Raw genomic sequence first — 17041 nt, 5'->3', positions numbered from 1 at the left:
AAAATGATTTATCTAATATTTAGTAGAGGTATAAAAAATGAGTGAAAAGCTCGATAAACTAATGCAATTAAAAGGAGCAATAGCAGCTGGACAATATACACCGGATGGGAAACTTGTAGAGTATAAGGGACCGATGTCTAAAGAGATTGCTGAGATGGTAGCAAAGATGGTGGCAGCTAACACTTTAATGGGAACTGTGGAAGCAGAGTCTTTCACGAAAATTTCTGGAATGAGATGGACTCCGTTTTTAGGGTGGGCTGTAGCTGCAGGAGAGTATGCAGTATGCGTAATGGGAAATTATGGAGTGTTTGTTAAACTTGCTGAGGCAGATTTCAATCAAATATTCAAAACATTAAGAGAAGTAGCCGGAATATAAGGCTAAAAGGTTTTATAATATCTCTTTTTTTCATAAATCCAGTCCTCACTTTGTTCATGGCACTCTATACTGTACCTCTTACAATTCTCTAATATTTTATTCTTCAAATTAACCCACCAATGTATAGAACCCTCCTTAAATTTTAACCCCCTATAGTAATGAAAACTATCGAAAATTACCCTTGCTTTGATATTTGAAATTTCACGAATTATATTCTCTACCTCAGTATCATTTACACCTTGAATAATAGGTCCTAGGAAAATCCAAGTTTCCAGCCCTTCATTACTGAGTTCCTCTAAGGCTCTTAATCTACCTTTAGCTGGAGGTGCGTTAGGTTCTAACTTATTATTTAAACTAGTAACTGTAAATCCAACATCAACTCTATCCTTGTATTCTAAGAGTACGTCAATATCCCTTAAAACTAAGGGTGACTTAGTCTGAATTGAAACTCTGAAACCATTCTTTAATAATATCTTTAGGCTTTCCCTAGTAAGCTTTCTTAAAGCCTCTATCGGTTGATAAGCATCAGTTATTGTAGATATCCCAACTACTCCCCTCTTATAGATTTTCACTTCTCTCTCTAAAACCTCAAGCAAGTTCTCCTTAACGGCTACAACTTTCCCCCAATTTTCTGAAGCCTCCCTATCTGGAGTGAAATTGGGGGCATAACAATAGGGGCAAGAAAATACACAACCTAAATAAGGATTTAGACTATAGTTTAACTCTTTCAATCCAGATTTACTTAAAGCAGATTTCACCCTAATGGACTTTACAATCATTTTAACCACTTATCAATGGTATTAAAGGAGAGTAATGACTTACTTAACCACTGCTTTAAATCAGATCTTAATAATCTTTTAACGAAATTTAAGGCAGTACTTATGTCGTCAAATACTACTGGCTTACCTTTAAACATTTCCTTAACGTTTTCCCTAACAAACCAAACACCTACTGGCAAGTTAAATCCTTCATATATCTCCCTCCATAATATTGCAGTGGCTTGTCTCTTTCTGCTTGCCAAGAATTCCGTCACACCTAATCTAGAAGCATAATAACAACCGCCTATTTCTGGATAATCAGATCTACCATGATACCTTTCGTTATCCACTTCTATATCAACATAGTTGCCAAACTTATTCCAGGTACTTCCAGGATACCAGGCTTCTCCCCATTCAAAGCTCCAATCTCTAGGAAGAAGAATTGCGATGAAAAGATTCTTATTATATTTTCTGAAATAAACTTCAACCTTGTCTATCGTGTCATAATTCTTTATATTCTCAATTAGAGTATCGGAAATAGCCTTATCCACTGCTGTTATACTCCATCTAGTAGGTACTAATTTTCTTTCCTTTCCAATTCCACCAATACTTAATATCCTGGATATTTTTTCTACGTCAATCCCTGCATTATATAATTTCATTATACCATCTTTTGCCCTCATATCGTTATCAACATAAACCTTCTCTACTACTGCTAAGGGAGGAGGCAATGTGGCTATCTCAAGCTTTTCCAATGGTGCTGAAGGACCTAGAGGTGGCAGACTTTCATCTAAAATACCTCCAGAAGGTATTCTCTTCAGCCTTAAATCCAATTCAACTGGTCTCGATGATATTGTTATACTCTGAATATCTAGTAAAAACCTATCTGGTAGTCTTGCATCATCTTTGTGATATTTGACACCACCTCTCACTAAGGAAAGCCTCATTGATAAGAACTCACTTAAGTCAGCATTGAGCCAATATTTGGAATCTTCAAACTTACTCGTATCCCCTAAAATTGGTGGGGCAGAGGGATAAACTGTAATTTTGGGATAACTAAATCTACCTACAAAGACGGATGGTGGGGAAGAACCATATACCTCCTTGAAATTTACTCTTACCGTTTTAGTATTAACTATGATTGGACAGTATGAAAGACCGCAAAGATACTTTGCCCCTCTACATCTTATGCATAACTCTGGCCTTATCACTAATTTAATCTTACTCTCTTATCTATATAATATTTTTATCAGTTAACGTGTCGTTAAGCTCTTTTATTGCAATTACCAATTGCGCATGAACAAAAATCTGAGGAAAGTTACCCGTAAACTCCCCTTTTTCCACATCAACGTGTTCACCTACTAAATGTAGTTCTCTTGAAACCTTATTGATCTTATTCAAGATTTCTATAGCACTATCTATTTTTCCTAATCTCATATAAACTCTAGCAAGCCACACTGTAGTCAACAAAAATGGGTGTTTAGCTTCTCCCATGAAATCAGTTTTGTATCTTTTCACAAATACGTCGGTTTTTAGATCGTTTTCGATTTTCGTTAGTGTATTAATAAATGTACTATCACTAACTTCAATGAACCCATACAATGGTGCTGATAATAATGATGAATCTACGTCATCAGTATTCCCACAATATCTGATAAAATAATTGTTCTTTACACAGTTAGTGAATATCCAGTTTCTAAGCTTTTCCCTCTCTTTAGCCCAAATGTCCGCATATCCGATTAAGTTTGCTAGTTTCCCTATTTTATCTAGTGCTATCCACATCATAATTTTAGAGTGAGTATAGTGTTGAGGACTCCCCCTATCCTCCCAAATACCAGAATCTTTTAAGCTCCAATTCTCTGATATCCAATCCCCAATGTACTTCACTTTACTAAAAACGTCTTTCAGAAACACTTGATCATTAGTCATCTTTACATATTTATAAAGAGCCGAAATGAAAAATCCTTCAATATCTAATTGAATCTGAGAAGAAGCTCCGTTTCCTATTCTTACTGGTTTAGAGTTCTTGTATCCAGATAGCCATCGTAATTCCCTCTCAGGGGGAGGAATTGTGCCCTCTATCGTATATAGGGGATAGTAAAATGGCTTTGACGAGAAATTTATGAGCGAAAGTAAGAAGTTTATTATTCTTCTAGCTTCTACAATGGATCCAGCTTCTAACAAGGCTTCAGCTATGATCGAAGAATCTCTTACCCATGCAAATCTATAATCCCAATTTCTCTTTCCACCTTCAACTTCTGGTAAAGAAGTTGTAGGAGCTGCAATTACTCCTCCAGAAGGCGCATAAATAGAGCCTAGCATTGTATATATGGATGCCTTATAAAGGTCATTAAATGATTTAGCGTCTTTCACATCAATACTTTTCCAATAGTTTATCGTATTTTCAAACGATCTTTCATATATGGCATTTAACGTTGAACCCCTTTCACTGAAAACCCCATGTTTAACGTCAGAGGCATAGTTGGCTATTAAATATCCTTTCCCATTACTAAAATTCCAAACATAATTTCCAGATCTTTTGACCTCGCCCGAAAAGTCGTAAAGAAACGCCATACAATCCCTTCCTCTTGGATTTACAAATCTATTACCATCGATTATGGGCTTGTATAGAGAATAATAGAATCTAGGTTTAAACACGACCTTAAAAGGAATTTCCGATTCAACCTTTCTTATAATTACTGTTTCACCCAATGGTATGAGATCAGTAATACTTATTTCGCCTTGTTTAGTACGTATGGCAGTCATTAATACTAATGGATAAACATATTCTTGTTTAACAGCTATTATTTCTTGTCCTTCTGGTAATATAGAAAACTCTCCTCCATCTTCATCTAACAACCTAGTGAACACTGACGGGGAGTCGAACTTAGGAACTGGAAACCAAACAATTGAAGATAAATCAATTAGGGCTGATGTTATCTGATTTGAGATGAATCCAAGTGTTTTCATAACTAACAAGAAAGGTTAAACAGCTATATAAGTCATTATCTAAATAAGGCAACTAGACTATAATCATTATTTAAGATATAAGTAGATAAGAAATATTATGATTAAAGATGTACTGTCTTGACGATAGGAAAAGGATACCAGCTAATGTTGTATGCTCATCATATAATTTCAAAATAAGGGCTATAGTTAATGGAAGACCTTATATGGCTAGTTATGAGGAGTTGTGGAACTTCCCATTAGACGGCTTAAATAGCATTCACTTATTCGAGAATTTGGATTACGCGTTGAGAAATGATCCGTTTCTCTCAGCTACTAGTTCCATAGCAATATTCGTTTCTGAAAAGGAGGACATCGAAGGCTTTGTGGAACTAATATTATCGAAAACACTTTTTGAAATAAGATCTATTATTTTAGTAGAAAACCCAATTTCAAAATATGGGGATAGTGAAGTAACGTTGTCCTCAAGCTCACTCTACTATAGTGTAAGTTATAGGAACGATAGGCTGATGATCAAGGCTAAGGATAGAGAGGGTTATTATGAGATAAACATGAAATTGCACAATTTTACCTTTGTAAGCGATTATAGGGAATTATTGAGAAATGTGGAGAAGGTAGGGAAAAGCACAAGAGTTGTTATTTGAAAGTTTTTTAACTATCATGACAATATATTACATATGAAAGTGATTGATATAGCTAACCCTATTGTAATAACTATTTTCCCAGAATCCTCCTTAAAGGAGGCTATCGATATACTTTCCAATAATCCATCTGGTAGAATTGTTGTTTTAAAGGAGGAAAAGCCTATTGGAATTGTTTCTACTAGGGATGTTGTTGCTTCTTTCAGCGAATATGGGACTAATATATATGATTTAAAGGTAAAGGATATAATGAGTAAAGATTTAGTTATTGTCTCGCCTAATGATGATGTCAATCATGTAGTTAGGATAATGTTAATGAACAATATTGGAGGAATTCCAGTAGTTGATAATAACGTTATCGTGGGTATTTTTACCGAAAGAGAGATTTTGAAACTGATAGCGTCCTCAATGTTCTCTGGATTAGTAGATTCCGTAATGTCAAGTAACATAATATCCATAGGTGAGGAGAACACAATAATGGATGCTGCCAAACTAATGGTGATGAATAACGTGAGGAGACTGCCAGTGTTTAGCAAAGATAACAGGCTCGTTGGTATAATTACTGCAGCTGATATAGTCAAATATCTAGCTAAAAATAAAAATATAGGAAAAGTTCTAGATGCTGGAACTAAAAATCCAATAACTATAAACAGATATTATAGTATACTGAATGCGGCTAAATTAATGATAGAAAAGAGAATAGGTACACTACTAGTTATGGAAAATCAAAAATTGGTAGGAATAGTTACTGAAAGAGACCTTATGTATGCGTACATAAATATAGCATAAAAACGTTTTTACTTATTTATTTTTGATCAGTTTGTCCCTTCACTTTCATTCCAATCATTTTATGTTCAATCGAGTATAGGGACTTAGCCCTAAAGGTGAGTCATGAGACTCTTTCAAACCTAACTGCACTGGACTCAGATCTCTGCTTAACATCAACCAACCCTTCGTGCATCGCCTCTATTGGATTGGAATCACTAAAAAATAATAAGAAAAATGGAAATAAAAAGATCTCTATTAACATGAAAAAGGATTCAGCCACTACTAGCTATCTTCTCCGTGTCTGTCTTCCTCCAAGGCTCTGCATTTTCTTTAAAGTCAATTCTCTTCTCTATTTGCGACAAGTATTTAGCAATCTTCTCAGCATATTCATAGTCGTAGACCCTATTTATGGCAATTCTCTGAGCTTCTGGGCTACCTGCTCCATGAACCGATTCAATTAGAAACGCCACACTAAAGCCTACATTTTCTAATAATCTTACCATTCTTAGCCTATCTTCCGTACTATAGTCCATCATACCTTGTAGGTACTTCTCAATATATGGTTTAAGTTTAGGGTTTTTCAAATCCCACTCACTTGGAGCAGTACCTATTATACCTCCTGCAATATCAGTTGAAAACTTAGTAATTTCATAAGGAAATCTCGTGACTAATTGCTTAGTAACGTTTGCAAACATGGGATTAACCCACCAGCAGCCATCTTCACATAACTTAACTGCATCTAGACTGGCAGCAATGCCACTTCCATACATGTTCTCATTCAATAAAACCATTTCATTTAGCTTATTCTGAATATGTGGAGCTTTTTCGACTCCAATTTGCTTAGCTAAATTATATGCTGCACCAATTATCACATCCCCCAATCCCGACTTACAACCTCCATAACCTTGCCTATGATAAGAGCTGAAAATTTCAACTAGGATTCCGCTCATCTGCCAATCCCCTAACATAAACACTCTTTCCATTGGAACGAAGACGTTATCAAATATTACCAAGCCCTCATGATTGGTACGGTAGGGTAATCCATCTATCTCCCCTTCTTCTAACCTTCTCCCATCATTAACTTGCCTTCCTATTATAACTTTAATACCCTCAGTATCTAATGGTATAGAAAAAGCTACCGCAAAATCCATATCTTTCTCACTCATCGCTCTAGTTGGCATAACCACAATTTCTTCAGCAGCTCCTATTCCAGTTATATTCGCCTTAGCACCAGAAACGTAAATACCGTCTTTAGTAACCTGGGTTACTCTTAAATAAGCATGAGGTTGCTCATGAGGTCTCAACGTTCTTATACCTTTAACATCGGTCATGGCTCCAGCTAACGCTACATCATTCTTTTGTACATATTTCAAATATTCCACAAATCTCTCATAATACTCCTTTTTACCCCTTTCCGCCATTAGTCTAGAGGTAACGTATATTGCATTTAGAGCGTCCCACCCTACACACCTTTGGAAACACGCTCCCGTTTTATGACTGATCTTTCTCAGAAGTTTAACCTTAGCTGCCAAATCCTCTGGAGATCTATGGATATGGGTGAATCTATTTACCTCTTCATTAATGAAGGAACTCCATGCTCTAGCTAAAGATTCACTATCCTCTTCATGGGCTGCATCATAAGTTGCTTTAAATGCAAGTACTGAAGGCTTTAAGAAAGGATGCTCTGTTACATCCTTTACTTCCTTCCCCATAACGTAAATTTCAACCTTATTTCTATGCCTAATTGCATTAACGTACTCTTCCCCAGTTCTTAGAACCATATTATATAGTAGCAGAGCTGGTTTATAAAGTTATATATATGCCAATAAATATAATTATAAAAACTTTATGACTAACCATTTCAAAATTCTAACCAACACACTTAAAAAGGCAGAATATATTAGTTTATAGTGGACGAGGAACTTTATACTTTAATTGAATTTCTAAAGAAACCCTCCATATCTGCAACTGGAGAGGGAATAGATGAAACAGCAAACTATCTTAAGGAAACTGTTGAGAAGTTATTAGGTGTAAAGGCGAATCTTGAGAAGACTAAAGGTCATCCCGTAGTATACGCTGAAATTAACGTTAATGCCAAAAAGACACTACTTATTTACAACCATTATGATGTCCAACCGGTGGATCCAATAAGTGAGTGGAAAAGAGCGCCCTTTTCAGCAACAATTGAAAATGATAGAATTTACGCTAGGGGAGCCTCTGACAATAAAGGAACATTAATGGCAAGACTATTTGCTATTAAACACTTACTAGATAAGAACGAATTAAATGTTAACGTGAAGTTACTTTACGAGGGAGAAGAGGAAATAGGTAGTGTGAATTTGGAGGACTATATCGAAAAGAATACAAATAAACTGAAGGCAGACTCAGTCATAATGGAGGGAGCTGGCTTAGACCCCAAAGGAAGGCCACAAATAGTACTAGGGGTAAAAGGATTATTATACGTTGAACTAGTTCTTGACTATGGAACTAAAGATCTACACTCTTCTAATGCACCATTAGTCAGAAATCCATGCATAGATCTAGCTAAGATAATATCTACATTGGTAGACATGGGAGGAAGAGTGTTAATTGAAGGGTTTTATGATGACGTGAGAGAATTAACAGAAGAGGAAAGAGAGCTAATAAAGAAATACGATATCGATGTAGAGGAATTAAAGAAGGCGTTAGGGTTTAAGGAATTAAAGTATAATGAAAAGGAAAAGATTGCTGAGGCATTACTAACTTACCCAACATGTAATGTTGATGGGTTCGAATGCGGGTATACTGGAAAGGGTAGCAAAACTATCGTACCACATAGAGCATTTGCAAAATTAGATTTTAGGCTAGTACCTAATCAAGATCCATATAAAGTTTTCGAGTTACTGAAAAAACACCTTCAAAAGGCTGGTTTCAATGGGGAGATATTAGCACATGGCTTTGAATATCCTGTTAGAACTTCGGTTAACTCTACAGTAGTCAAAGCAATGATAGAATCCGCTAAAAAAGTATATGGTACTGAACCACAAGTAATTCCTAATTCAGCCGGCACTCAACCCATGGGGTTGTTTGTGTATAAGCTAGGGATAAGGGATGCAGTTAGCGCAATAGGTGCTGGAGGATATTACTCAAATGCTCATGCACCCAATGAAAACATTAAGATAGATGACTATTATAAAGCTATAAAACATACCGAGGAATTTCTAAAATTATACCCAATACTATAATATAAATCTTAATAAACGAGAAAGCAAAAGATTTCATGTGGAGCTTCCAGGTTATGATTATATCATAGTATATAAGGATATCCATTTTGGGAGACCTTTTATAGCGGGAACGTTAATTAGACCAGAGAACGTACTATATGAACTTGCAAAAGATAAAACATTTGATGAAGTTTCAAAGGCGTTTTACAATCAAATAAACTTTAAACAAATTAGGGAGTGCATAAAATACGCCATCGACGTAATGAAAATATTAAAATATTATAAGAAAGTTAAGCCAAAAGTTCCTAGACGATTAAAGAGAAAATTAGGACCTACAAACTACACTTTCATAGATAAGGATGATGACAATAATAGTAGTAAATATGATCCTAAAATAAAAAATTCTAGCACGAAAGTAGTGGATGTTCTAAATAAGCTTTATGAGGGAAAGGAAATTTCACAAGTGGCTGAGGAGCTTAATATACCCAAAGAGGCAGTAATTGAATCAATTCTTTACTCCGCTTCACTTGTAGATGATTTTCACTTATCGTTATCGGCGTTTGAGGATCCTGCTTCAGTAGTAATAGAATCTTTTAACTACATTAGAAAGAAGCAGTAGAGACGGTAACTGAAGGATACATGTTTCTTATCTTTTCAGCCAATTTGTCGTTCTGGCTTATAATTTTAGTTATATTCATAGCATAAACCGCTATATCTAAACTATCCCAGATTTCTTTATCCTCAGCTGAAATATGATAAATATTTGAACTCAGCCTTACTAACTGAGAAGGAACAGTCACATAAACCATGTAAGGATCATTAGAAGGAGGTATTTCTATCTTGTTCACATCTACTAACTCAGCTCTTACTTTATCTCCAAATATTCTTTTCAGATTTTCCTCTTGAATCTCCATATTTAATCTTTCTAATTCTGAAAGGGAACTAAATTTCTTTGAGCTAAATTGACTTACTAACTTCTCCTCGACAAGCGACGTTATCTTCTTTCCTTCTTTTAAGGAGGAATAAACGACTTTCATTGCCCCACAATCAGTATGGGGCAAGAGAATGACTTCATCAACTTTATTGTTGAACTTTTCTAGTGACATTAAGAGTGAATTAACGTTAGCCCCAGCATTTCTAAGAACTATTGCATCCTGGTATTTTTTCTTGATATAGGAATTTAATCTCCTATCCATGCAAGAAACAACTAACCTCATCACAGTAAATATAGACATTAATAAATTTAAACGTTTATTAAGAAAATATCTATTAAACATTTAAACGGTAATACACAAGATTAAACTAACTATGTCCTATAAGAGCAATCTATACTTATTGTTTGTTACTGGTATTATTAGTGATAATGCTTTTTAAATCTTATTAAAAATACTAATTTATGGATTATTCTGCAATACTAGGCACCTTAACTAAAGATAAAAGAGAGTGCCAATCCTTTCTAAGCATTTGTAACAATGGAAAATTCGTATTTGTGGCAATTTGCGACACCCAAACAAAGGTCTACTGCGGAGAGGTTAATGAAAACTCAATAATATTTGGTGAAAAAGGAAATAATAATAGTGTAACCTATGAAATACCTATAAGCGATAATAACATAAAAGTGATAAAAGTTAGTGATAGTATTTATGCATATAACGTTAATGAATCTCTTTTATCAGATTGAATAGAGCTTATATTTTCCTATGTAGTTTCTATTTATTAATGGGAGTTTCAATATCTGACATAAAGTATATCGTAGAGAGACCTGAGATTTTCGGATTCAAAGTAGAAACTATTAGAAAGGATAACGGATTTAATACTGTTATAAATGACGTCAAACAAAATGGTATAAGGATTGACAACTATTGGGTAACATGTAATAAGGATAATGGTGAATGCGAGGTAGTTGACGATAATAGTAATTCTCTAATAATTGTTAATTTTATAAAGAAAACAATAATCAAGTATGTTACGTCTAAATTATAAATATAAGCTTAAAATCCTTTTATTATAAAAGACACTAGTGGAAAACTTCATATCTAGACTAATTGCGTGTGACAAATGCCCTAGACTCACACAGTATAGAAAATCCTTTCCCGACAACTATTGGAAAAAGCCTGTTCCACCAAACGGTCAAATTGATGCAGAAATAGTAATTGTAGGTTTAGCTCCTGCAGGAAACGGAGGAAATAGGACTGGAAGAATGTTTACCGGGGATGAAAGTTCAAACAATCTAGCCAACGCATTATATGCAGTTGGACTTTCAAATCAACCATTTTCAGTATCCAAAGATGATGGCTTGAAACTGTTTAACGTTTATATAACCTCTGCAGTGAAATGTGCACCTCCACAAAATAAACCCAATAAGGACGAGATAATTAACTGTTCAGTATTCTTGGAAGAGGAGGTAAGAATACTAAAAAACACAAAGGTCTATATAGCATTGGGTAAAATTGCGTGGGATTCCCTCATTTACGTTTTTAAGAAAATTGGCTATAATGTTCCTAACGTTAGATTTTATCACGGTGCTTTAGTGAAGGTTGTAAAACCAGATATGTCAATAATATGGTTAGTAGGAAGTTATCATCCAAGTCCGAGGAACATGAAGACCGGCAGATTAACTATAAATATGCTGATTGAAATATTCAATACTGCTAAGATGTTAGTTAACACCAAGAAGTAAAAATTACCTAATAATAGTGTAAATAATAATAGTGTAAAATTAATCAAATTCTAATAGATTAATCTGGATAATCTTCTATATGGAAAAATATTTGGACATATAATACTACAGTTTAGTAGAAAACTTCTATAGCAGATATGAATTCCAACATCGTAGGAAGTCAGATACGAGCTTCAACGAGATTAAGCTATCTACCAAGAGGTACTGACAATACACAAATTACGAAAGACATACCATGTGAGGTGAAAATTACCGTTATTAAGGGCAAGACATACGAGTGAACTACCCTGCCCTACAAGGCTTCCTGCCTCATACCCCCACCTTGCCAGCGGTAGAGGGCAGAGCTCCACACTAAGGGTCGTTCCGACCCCGAACGAAACTCATTAACCATGACACTGTTACCGCCTTTGGGGCTACTGTCTGGAGCAGAGGCGTACCTCATTGACCCTCGCTTTAACCAAGGCGTCTCGGTGACGCTTACTCCATTGGTAACTATCATGTAAGAAATATATGATTTAGATTAGTTAAAAAACTTTTATATAAGGGGGCTATCCATCCCCTTGAGGAAGGGGGCGGAAGATCCCTTAACCCCCGTTAAGATAAAATTTTTCCCTCCGCACACTTCTTAAAATTAGATAAACAAACTACTTAATTGGTCTATTAAGTAACTTTACACTAAACTATTATATTATAGTTTTTATTTCAATTTAGCTGAATATAAGCATAATTTCATTCATTCGAAACTCAGTTTAAATTCCTCTAATTCACTTTCGTCAAATGTTTCAATTGCGTAACCAAATTTTTGGGAAAAGACTAAGGAATTGCGGCATCTTCTTTTTTTCAAAATCTAAATCATATGTTGAATTTGGAAATAAACGAATACTTTATACGATTTATACTAAAATAACAGAATTGTAACCCATGCCCATTAGCTTTGCAATACCTCTTAAGTCTTTGTGAAAATCCAATAAGACCACAAAGCGTGAGTTAGTCCATCTTTCAACGTTAACTTCAAGTATGAGCAGAATAAAATATAGTAATCATGAGACAATTAGACGCGTTAAAATCTCCACGTTTCACACAAATTTCTACCTTTGGTAGGTTACCAATTTGTGAAAAAAATGAGGAGATAAAGGCTGCATTTTTAGGAATACCTTTTGATGACGCTGTAACTTACAGACCTGGAGCCAGATTTGGACCTATGGGAATAAGGCAAGGATCTAGATTGTTAAGACCCTATAATCAATTCTTAGATACTTATCCTTTTGATAAGCTTAACGCTTGTGATATGGGAGATATAAATGTTATTCCAGGGTATATTGAAGACACAATGAACGCAATACAAACTAGCCTCTACGAAATAATATCATCGAAAAATCTAGTACCTTTTATTGCTGGTGGAGATCATTCGATTACGTTACCCATTTTAAGGACCTTATATAAAAAGTTTGGGAAAATAAATATCGTACACTTTGATTCTCATTACGATTTCTGGGATTCCTATTGGGGAAAGAAATATACACATGGCACGTGGTTGAGGAGAGCAATCGAGGAAGGCCTAATTAAAGAAGCGGTACAAGGAGGGATTAGAGCCTCAACTTTCTCAAAGGAAGATCTGAGGGATAAGGAAAGATTGGGAATTAGGAGCTTTACAATTAGAGATTTAAAGTATAATTTAGACACTGTAATTAGAGAGATAAATTCCCTATCTGGTCCAACACACGTCTCAATTGATATAGATGTTGTAGATCCGGCATTTGCTCCCGGGACTGGTACACCTGAAGTTGGAGGCCTCACCAGTTTTGAAATTATTGAAATAGTTAGAAAGTTAAGATTTGATAAGCTAGTTGGATTTGATGTTGTAGAGGTTGCGCCACCATATGATATGAGCGAAATTACAGCAATGTTGGCCGCAAATATCATCTATGAAGGAATGAGCGTACTTTCATTAAATCTTTAAATTACTGGTACCAGTAAATTACTGGTACCAGTAAATTGTGGTTCATTTACGGGAGACCAACAAATAATCCATTCGGTAGAGAAAAGGAAATAGAATCTTTATTAGGATTGTATAAATTAGGCCAACCCGTAGGTTTAATAGGACCAAGAAGAATAGGTAAAACTTCACTTCTTTTGGCATCCCTTGAACACTCGTCATTTCCATATTCCTTGATTTCGGCAGAGGAATTCGTTAGAGGAGAAAAGGGATTTGACTTTGCGGAATTTCTTTCAGCTTATATCACTAGTGTTACGAGTACGATTTACTCTAAAGCTAATTATAAGATAATATTGGAAAAAGGAAAAAGCTATCTGAAGCAGTTAAGGGATTTACTGGGACAAGTAAAGGTAACTTTCAACATACCAGAACTCTATTCTACAATAGAGTTGACTTTAGATAAGGCAGAGAAGAAAAAGTATTTAGAAAAAGAATTCCGTGACGCGCTAGATCTACCTCAAATACTTTCAGAGAAATTTGGTTTGCAAAGAGTCGTTATTGCAATTGATGAATTTCAATATTTACGCTTAGCCAAACAATCAATACCTGGGATATTCCACATAATGCGAAGTAAATGGCAGTTCCATAAAAATGTAACATACGTAATTTCTGGTTCTCTTATTGGAATGATGATGGAATTATTAAGCTCAAGAAATCAACCTTTCTATCAATTCTTCTACTTAATGAAAGTAAACCCATTTGATAGGAAGACATCAATAGAATTCTTAAGAAAAGGATTTGAGGTGAATAATTTGGACGTAAAGAGCGAGGAAATAGAGCTAATTGTAGATCAAGTGGATGGATTTCCTGCATGGCTCAACTTGGTTGGAATAAAAATTGTAACTGAAAAAAGAAGTGCTAATGAAGTCATAAATTCGTTAGTCAAAGACATAAACTTAGTAACAGCGTTAGAGAATGACTTGAAGAGATTATCCCCAACGGCAAGAGCTGTCTTAAAGAATTTGGCCAGCTTAGGAGGAGCTGGAAGTCCTAAAGACTTAGGTCTGGATTTATTGACTGTAACTAGGGGTCTAAAACAATTAATGAATTATGGCTTAGTTGAAAAGGAAGGAAGGGGAATTTATAGAATAGTTGATCCAATTCTAATAAAATACTTGGTGAGTCAACCTTGAGATAAAACGTAACCTTTTATCCTATATCCTACGGATATTCCTTTAACTTCCTTGCTTATCGTAATTATCGCGTATTTGAGCACTCCTTCACTATACATACTTCCAGGGTTTATTACCAGTGTTTTACCAATTTTATCAATGGCTGAGGACTCGTGTATGTGCCCATGTAATCCCAATAATGGTTGGAATTTCTCTTCTAATTCCCTAACCGATCTAGAGCCTACATGAATCCACTGACCATTAACATATGCGTTATCCAATCTTGTATTATATGGCGGAGCATGAAAATTAAATATTACATTTTTTGTTTCGTTAATCTTTTTTAACATTTCGTGTCCCTTATTATATATGATGTATTCTGGTGCTACTCTGTAGGATTTATATGGTGTTTCATTAGTGTGTGCGTAATTAAGCATAAATAAGGGAGAACTTGAAGTATCAATCTCAATTATCTCCTTAATTTCGATATCGTTATTTTTAAAAATATCATCAACGAAAAAAGGGTCATCGTTCCCCAAATTCCAAATGACCTTGGTTTCTTCTAATCTTTCTCTAACTATCTTAAACCAGCTATTTAGTTGTTGACTTACTAAATCAACGTAAATTCTGTTTATAGTGACCTCATTAAAATCTTCCATTCCTTTTCTATTTTCCAATATGTATATATAATAACCATTTCTCTTTATTTCTTCTACCTCTTCCTTAGTTATTAATTTATTGTCAAGGGTGAGATACTCATCTACCTTTTTATTTAATAAGACAACTCCTTTACCTACTAGATCACCTCCAAAAACAAGATAATTAACTTTAAACATATGTGCTGCGTTTATGGCTTTTCTAAAAACAATATCAGAACCGTGAATGTCAGTAACAAACATTAATTTAATATCTTTAGCCATACTAGTTCACTCAGGAGGAATCTCCTTGAAAATTAGGTTGAAATCAATTCCTTGACGAGCTCTTATAAATTTAGCCACATAGAATATTATAAACAATATTACTATTGAACCAGCGAGTATGCCATAGCCTACTATGGAATCTGCACCTATAGCGGGGACGGTTAGATACTGATAAAATGTGTAAATTAGATAAATTATAGATAACGCAGCAATAATTCTTATCTTGTTTTCATTCTTCTCCGTCTTCAGTACTGCTATTGATAATATTGCCATCGGAAATAGCATTAGTATTGCAACGGCAACACTAGAGAGTAAAAACGCTCCCGCTGAGGTGACAGGTAATGTAAACACTGTTAACCCAATGAGTCCAGCTATCATTGAAAGGATTATTGCCTTAATGGGAACATGCCTTTTTTCGCTAACATCGCCTACAAAATCTGGCATAATTCTATCCATAGCGTAAGAGAATAGTAATCTACTTCCTACGAAAGACGCTGCAGATAAGTACATTAGTAGTTGTACTATACTAGCTAAGGCAAAGAGTACACCCAATACGATGTTCCCACTTGCTATGCCCTCCAGTAAATCTAGATATGGAGTCGGTATTGGCAGAGTACCTTGAACTATACTTAGATACATCATTTTAGTGGTAAAGTCGTATCCAAACTGGTTATATTCAAGGGCTAACGCAGCCGTAAATATGAACCCAGTTATAATCAGTGTTCCTAAGATACTTATTGGCATACTTCTTTTTGGATTCCTTACTTCACCTGCTACATAGATAGTGTTAATTATATAGGAGAATCCTACTACGTAAACTGGATTTAATGAAATAATGTTATAGATATTATAATAAGCGGGAACTGGAGCATTAGATGACGTTACATTTGCATATAGGTTTGATACATTTGCATAAACCGACGCAAAGTTGTTTAATCTAGCTATTGCTAAAGAGTGCGGAACTGATGCCTCTACTATTATCATTCCTATAGCAGCTATTAAAGCTAAAGGTATTGCTATCCATTGGAAAGCTCTATATACTTTATTTCCAAAGATCGGAATTAAGGACATGATAACTATCTCAACTGCACCTATCACCATTATCAAATATGGATTACTATCTATTTGCGAGCCTACTACTATCAGAGAAGGATTATGAGTATAGTAGCCTAAGATTGTTAGTAAGGGTATTAGACCAAATGTTTGTAGTGTTATTCCAGTTATTCCCATAAATAAGGGTACAGTAGCCAAAAAGTATCCAGCGTTACCTACGAAACCTAGTGCGGGATGCAAATTTCTACTCACATAAACATAATCAGCTGCAACTCTAGGAACCTTAGAGCCAACGTATGAAAATATAATTCCCACTAGGAAAAATCCAACTATAGGTAGTAGTAAACCTAATAAAGGATTTCCACCAACTAGAGGTCCAGTGGAGGCAACGTAATATGTTGAAAATAGCAAACCAAGTAAAGCTATATTAAACCATAGGGCGTCTAGGATACCAAATTCTCTTACTAATCCAGATGATTCCCTTAAGAATGCTCCCTTTTTAGACTTCTCCATCAAGCATCCATGTATCTAGAGTTAAATAAGAATAATAAGCTTTAACACACAAAC

17 protein-coding genes are annotated in these 17041 nt (G+C 35.0%); 10 read left to right on the top strand and 7 right to left on the bottom strand.

Annotation, left to right across the window (positions count from 1 at the left end; all coding sequences use genetic code 11):
* Positions 1-37: 37 nt before the first annotated feature.
* Complete coding sequence (locus SSOP1_RS13710; protein WP_009990269.1) at positions 38-376, top strand: DUF2173 family protein; 339 nt, start codon at positions 38-40, stop codon at positions 374-376.
* A 2-nt stretch (positions 377-378) separates the two neighbouring features.
* On the opposite strand, the gene SSOP1_RS13705 is transcribed toward SSOP1_RS13710, so the two are convergent.
* The 3 genes from SSOP1_RS13705 to treH1 are packed head-to-tail and all read right to left on the bottom strand — an operon-like array spanning position 379 to position 4104.
* Positions 379-1155 carry an SPL family radical SAM protein gene (locus SSOP1_RS13705; protein ID WP_009990271.1) on the bottom strand — a complete coding sequence of 259 codons (777 nt, stop codon included), beginning with the start codon at positions 1153-1155 and terminating at the stop codon, positions 379-381.
* Positions 1152-2345, bottom strand: coding sequence for an Nre family DNA repair protein (locus SSOP1_RS13700; RefSeq protein WP_009990272.1), 1194 nt, complete (start codon positions 2343-2345; stop codon positions 1152-1154). The genes SSOP1_RS13705 and SSOP1_RS13700 overlap by 4 nt, the downstream gene beginning before the upstream one ends.
* A 22-nt stretch (positions 2346-2367) precedes the next feature.
* On the bottom strand, positions 2368-4104 hold the full coding sequence (treH1, locus tag SSOP1_RS13695; RefSeq protein WP_009990273.1) for an alpha,alpha-trehalase TreH1: 1737 nt from the start codon (positions 4102-4104) through the stop codon (positions 2368-2370).
* A 107-nt stretch (positions 4105-4211) separates the two neighbouring features.
* On the opposite strand from treH1, the gene SSOP1_RS13690 reads away from it, so the two are divergent.
* Entirely contained in the window at positions 4212-4745 is a 534-nt protein-coding gene (locus SSOP1_RS13690) for a hypothetical protein (RefSeq protein WP_009990274.1), read from the top strand.
* A 33-nt stretch (positions 4746-4778) separates the two neighbouring features.
* Positions 4779-5531: a CBS domain-containing protein gene (locus SSOP1_RS13685; RefSeq protein ID WP_009990275.1), complete on the top strand. Its 753-nt coding sequence runs from the start codon at positions 4779-4781 to the stop codon at positions 5529-5531.
* Positions 5532-5782: 251 nt separating this feature from the next.
* On the opposite strand, the gene SSOP1_RS13680 is transcribed toward SSOP1_RS13685, so the two are convergent.
* Entirely contained in the window at positions 5783-7291 is a 1509-nt protein-coding gene (locus SSOP1_RS13680) for a 4-hydroxyphenylacetate 3-hydroxylase family protein (RefSeq protein WP_009990277.1), read from the bottom strand.
* Positions 7292-7420: 129 nt separating this feature from the next.
* On the opposite strand from SSOP1_RS13680, the gene SSOP1_RS13675 reads away from it, so the two are divergent.
* Both SSOP1_RS13675 and SSOP1_RS13670 read left to right on the top strand, forming a co-directional pair.
* Entirely contained in the window at positions 7421-8734 is a 1314-nt protein-coding gene (locus SSOP1_RS13675) for a M20/M25/M40 family metallo-hydrolase (RefSeq protein ID WP_009990278.1), read from the top strand.
* 37 nt (positions 8735-8771) lie between these two features.
* Complete coding sequence (locus tag SSOP1_RS13670; protein WP_009990280.1) at positions 8772-9332, top strand: DUF433 domain-containing protein; 561 nt, start codon at positions 8772-8774, stop codon at positions 9330-9332.
* Here the strand turns inward: SSOP1_RS13670 and SSOP1_RS13665 are convergent.
* On the bottom strand, positions 9316-9948 hold the full coding sequence (locus SSOP1_RS13665; protein ID WP_009990281.1) for a carbonic anhydrase: 633 nt from the start codon (positions 9946-9948) through the stop codon (positions 9316-9318). The genes SSOP1_RS13670 and SSOP1_RS13665 overlap by 17 nt on opposite strands.
* Positions 9949-10109: 161 nt before the next feature.
* On the opposite strand from SSOP1_RS13665, the gene SSOP1_RS13660 reads away from it, so the two are divergent.
* The 5 genes from SSOP1_RS13660 (at position 10110) to SSOP1_RS13635 (ending at position 14522) form a co-directional block, all read left to right on the top strand.
* Positions 10110-10394: a hypothetical protein gene (locus SSOP1_RS13660; protein WP_009990282.1), complete on the top strand. Its 285-nt coding sequence runs from the start codon at positions 10110-10112 to the stop codon at positions 10392-10394.
* 38 nt (positions 10395-10432) lie between these two features.
* Positions 10433-10696, top strand: coding sequence for a hypothetical protein (locus SSOP1_RS13655; protein ID WP_009990283.1), 264 nt, complete (start codon positions 10433-10435; stop codon positions 10694-10696).
* A gap of 37 nt (positions 10697-10733) precedes the next feature.
* Positions 10734-11393: a uracil-DNA glycosylase gene (locus SSOP1_RS13650; RefSeq protein WP_009990286.1), complete on the top strand. Its 660-nt coding sequence runs from the start codon at positions 10734-10736 to the stop codon at positions 11391-11393.
* A 1042-nt stretch (positions 11394-12435) separates the two neighbouring features.
* Positions 12436-13353, top strand: coding sequence for an agmatinase (gene speB / locus SSOP1_RS13640; RefSeq protein WP_009991730.1), 918 nt, complete (start codon positions 12436-12438; stop codon positions 13351-13353).
* 35 nt (positions 13354-13388) lie between these two features.
* Entirely contained in the window at positions 13389-14522 is a 1134-nt protein-coding gene (locus SSOP1_RS13635; protein ID WP_009991728.1) for an AAA family ATPase, read from the top strand.
* Here the strand turns inward: SSOP1_RS13635 and SSOP1_RS13630 are convergent.
* Both SSOP1_RS13630 and SSOP1_RS13625 read right to left on the bottom strand, forming a co-directional pair.
* Positions 14513-15421 (bottom strand): metallophosphoesterase family protein, encoded by a 909-nt coding sequence (locus tag SSOP1_RS13630; RefSeq protein WP_009991726.1) that lies wholly within the window; start codon positions 15419-15421, stop codon positions 14513-14515. The genes SSOP1_RS13635 and SSOP1_RS13630 overlap by 10 nt on opposite strands.
* A 6-nt stretch (positions 15422-15427) precedes the next feature.
* A complete protein-coding gene (locus tag SSOP1_RS13625) occupies positions 15428-16987 on the bottom strand; it encodes an amino acid permease (protein ID WP_009991725.1) in 1560 nt (519 codons plus the stop codon).
* Positions 16988-17041 lie beyond the last annotated feature (54 nt).

The sequence above is a fragment of the Saccharolobus solfataricus genome (assembly GCF_900079115.1).
Taxonomy (GTDB): domain Archaea; phylum Thermoproteota; class Thermoprotei_A; order Sulfolobales; family Sulfolobaceae; genus Saccharolobus; species Saccharolobus solfataricus.
This window is presented reverse-complemented; position numbering and strand designations above follow the sequence as displayed.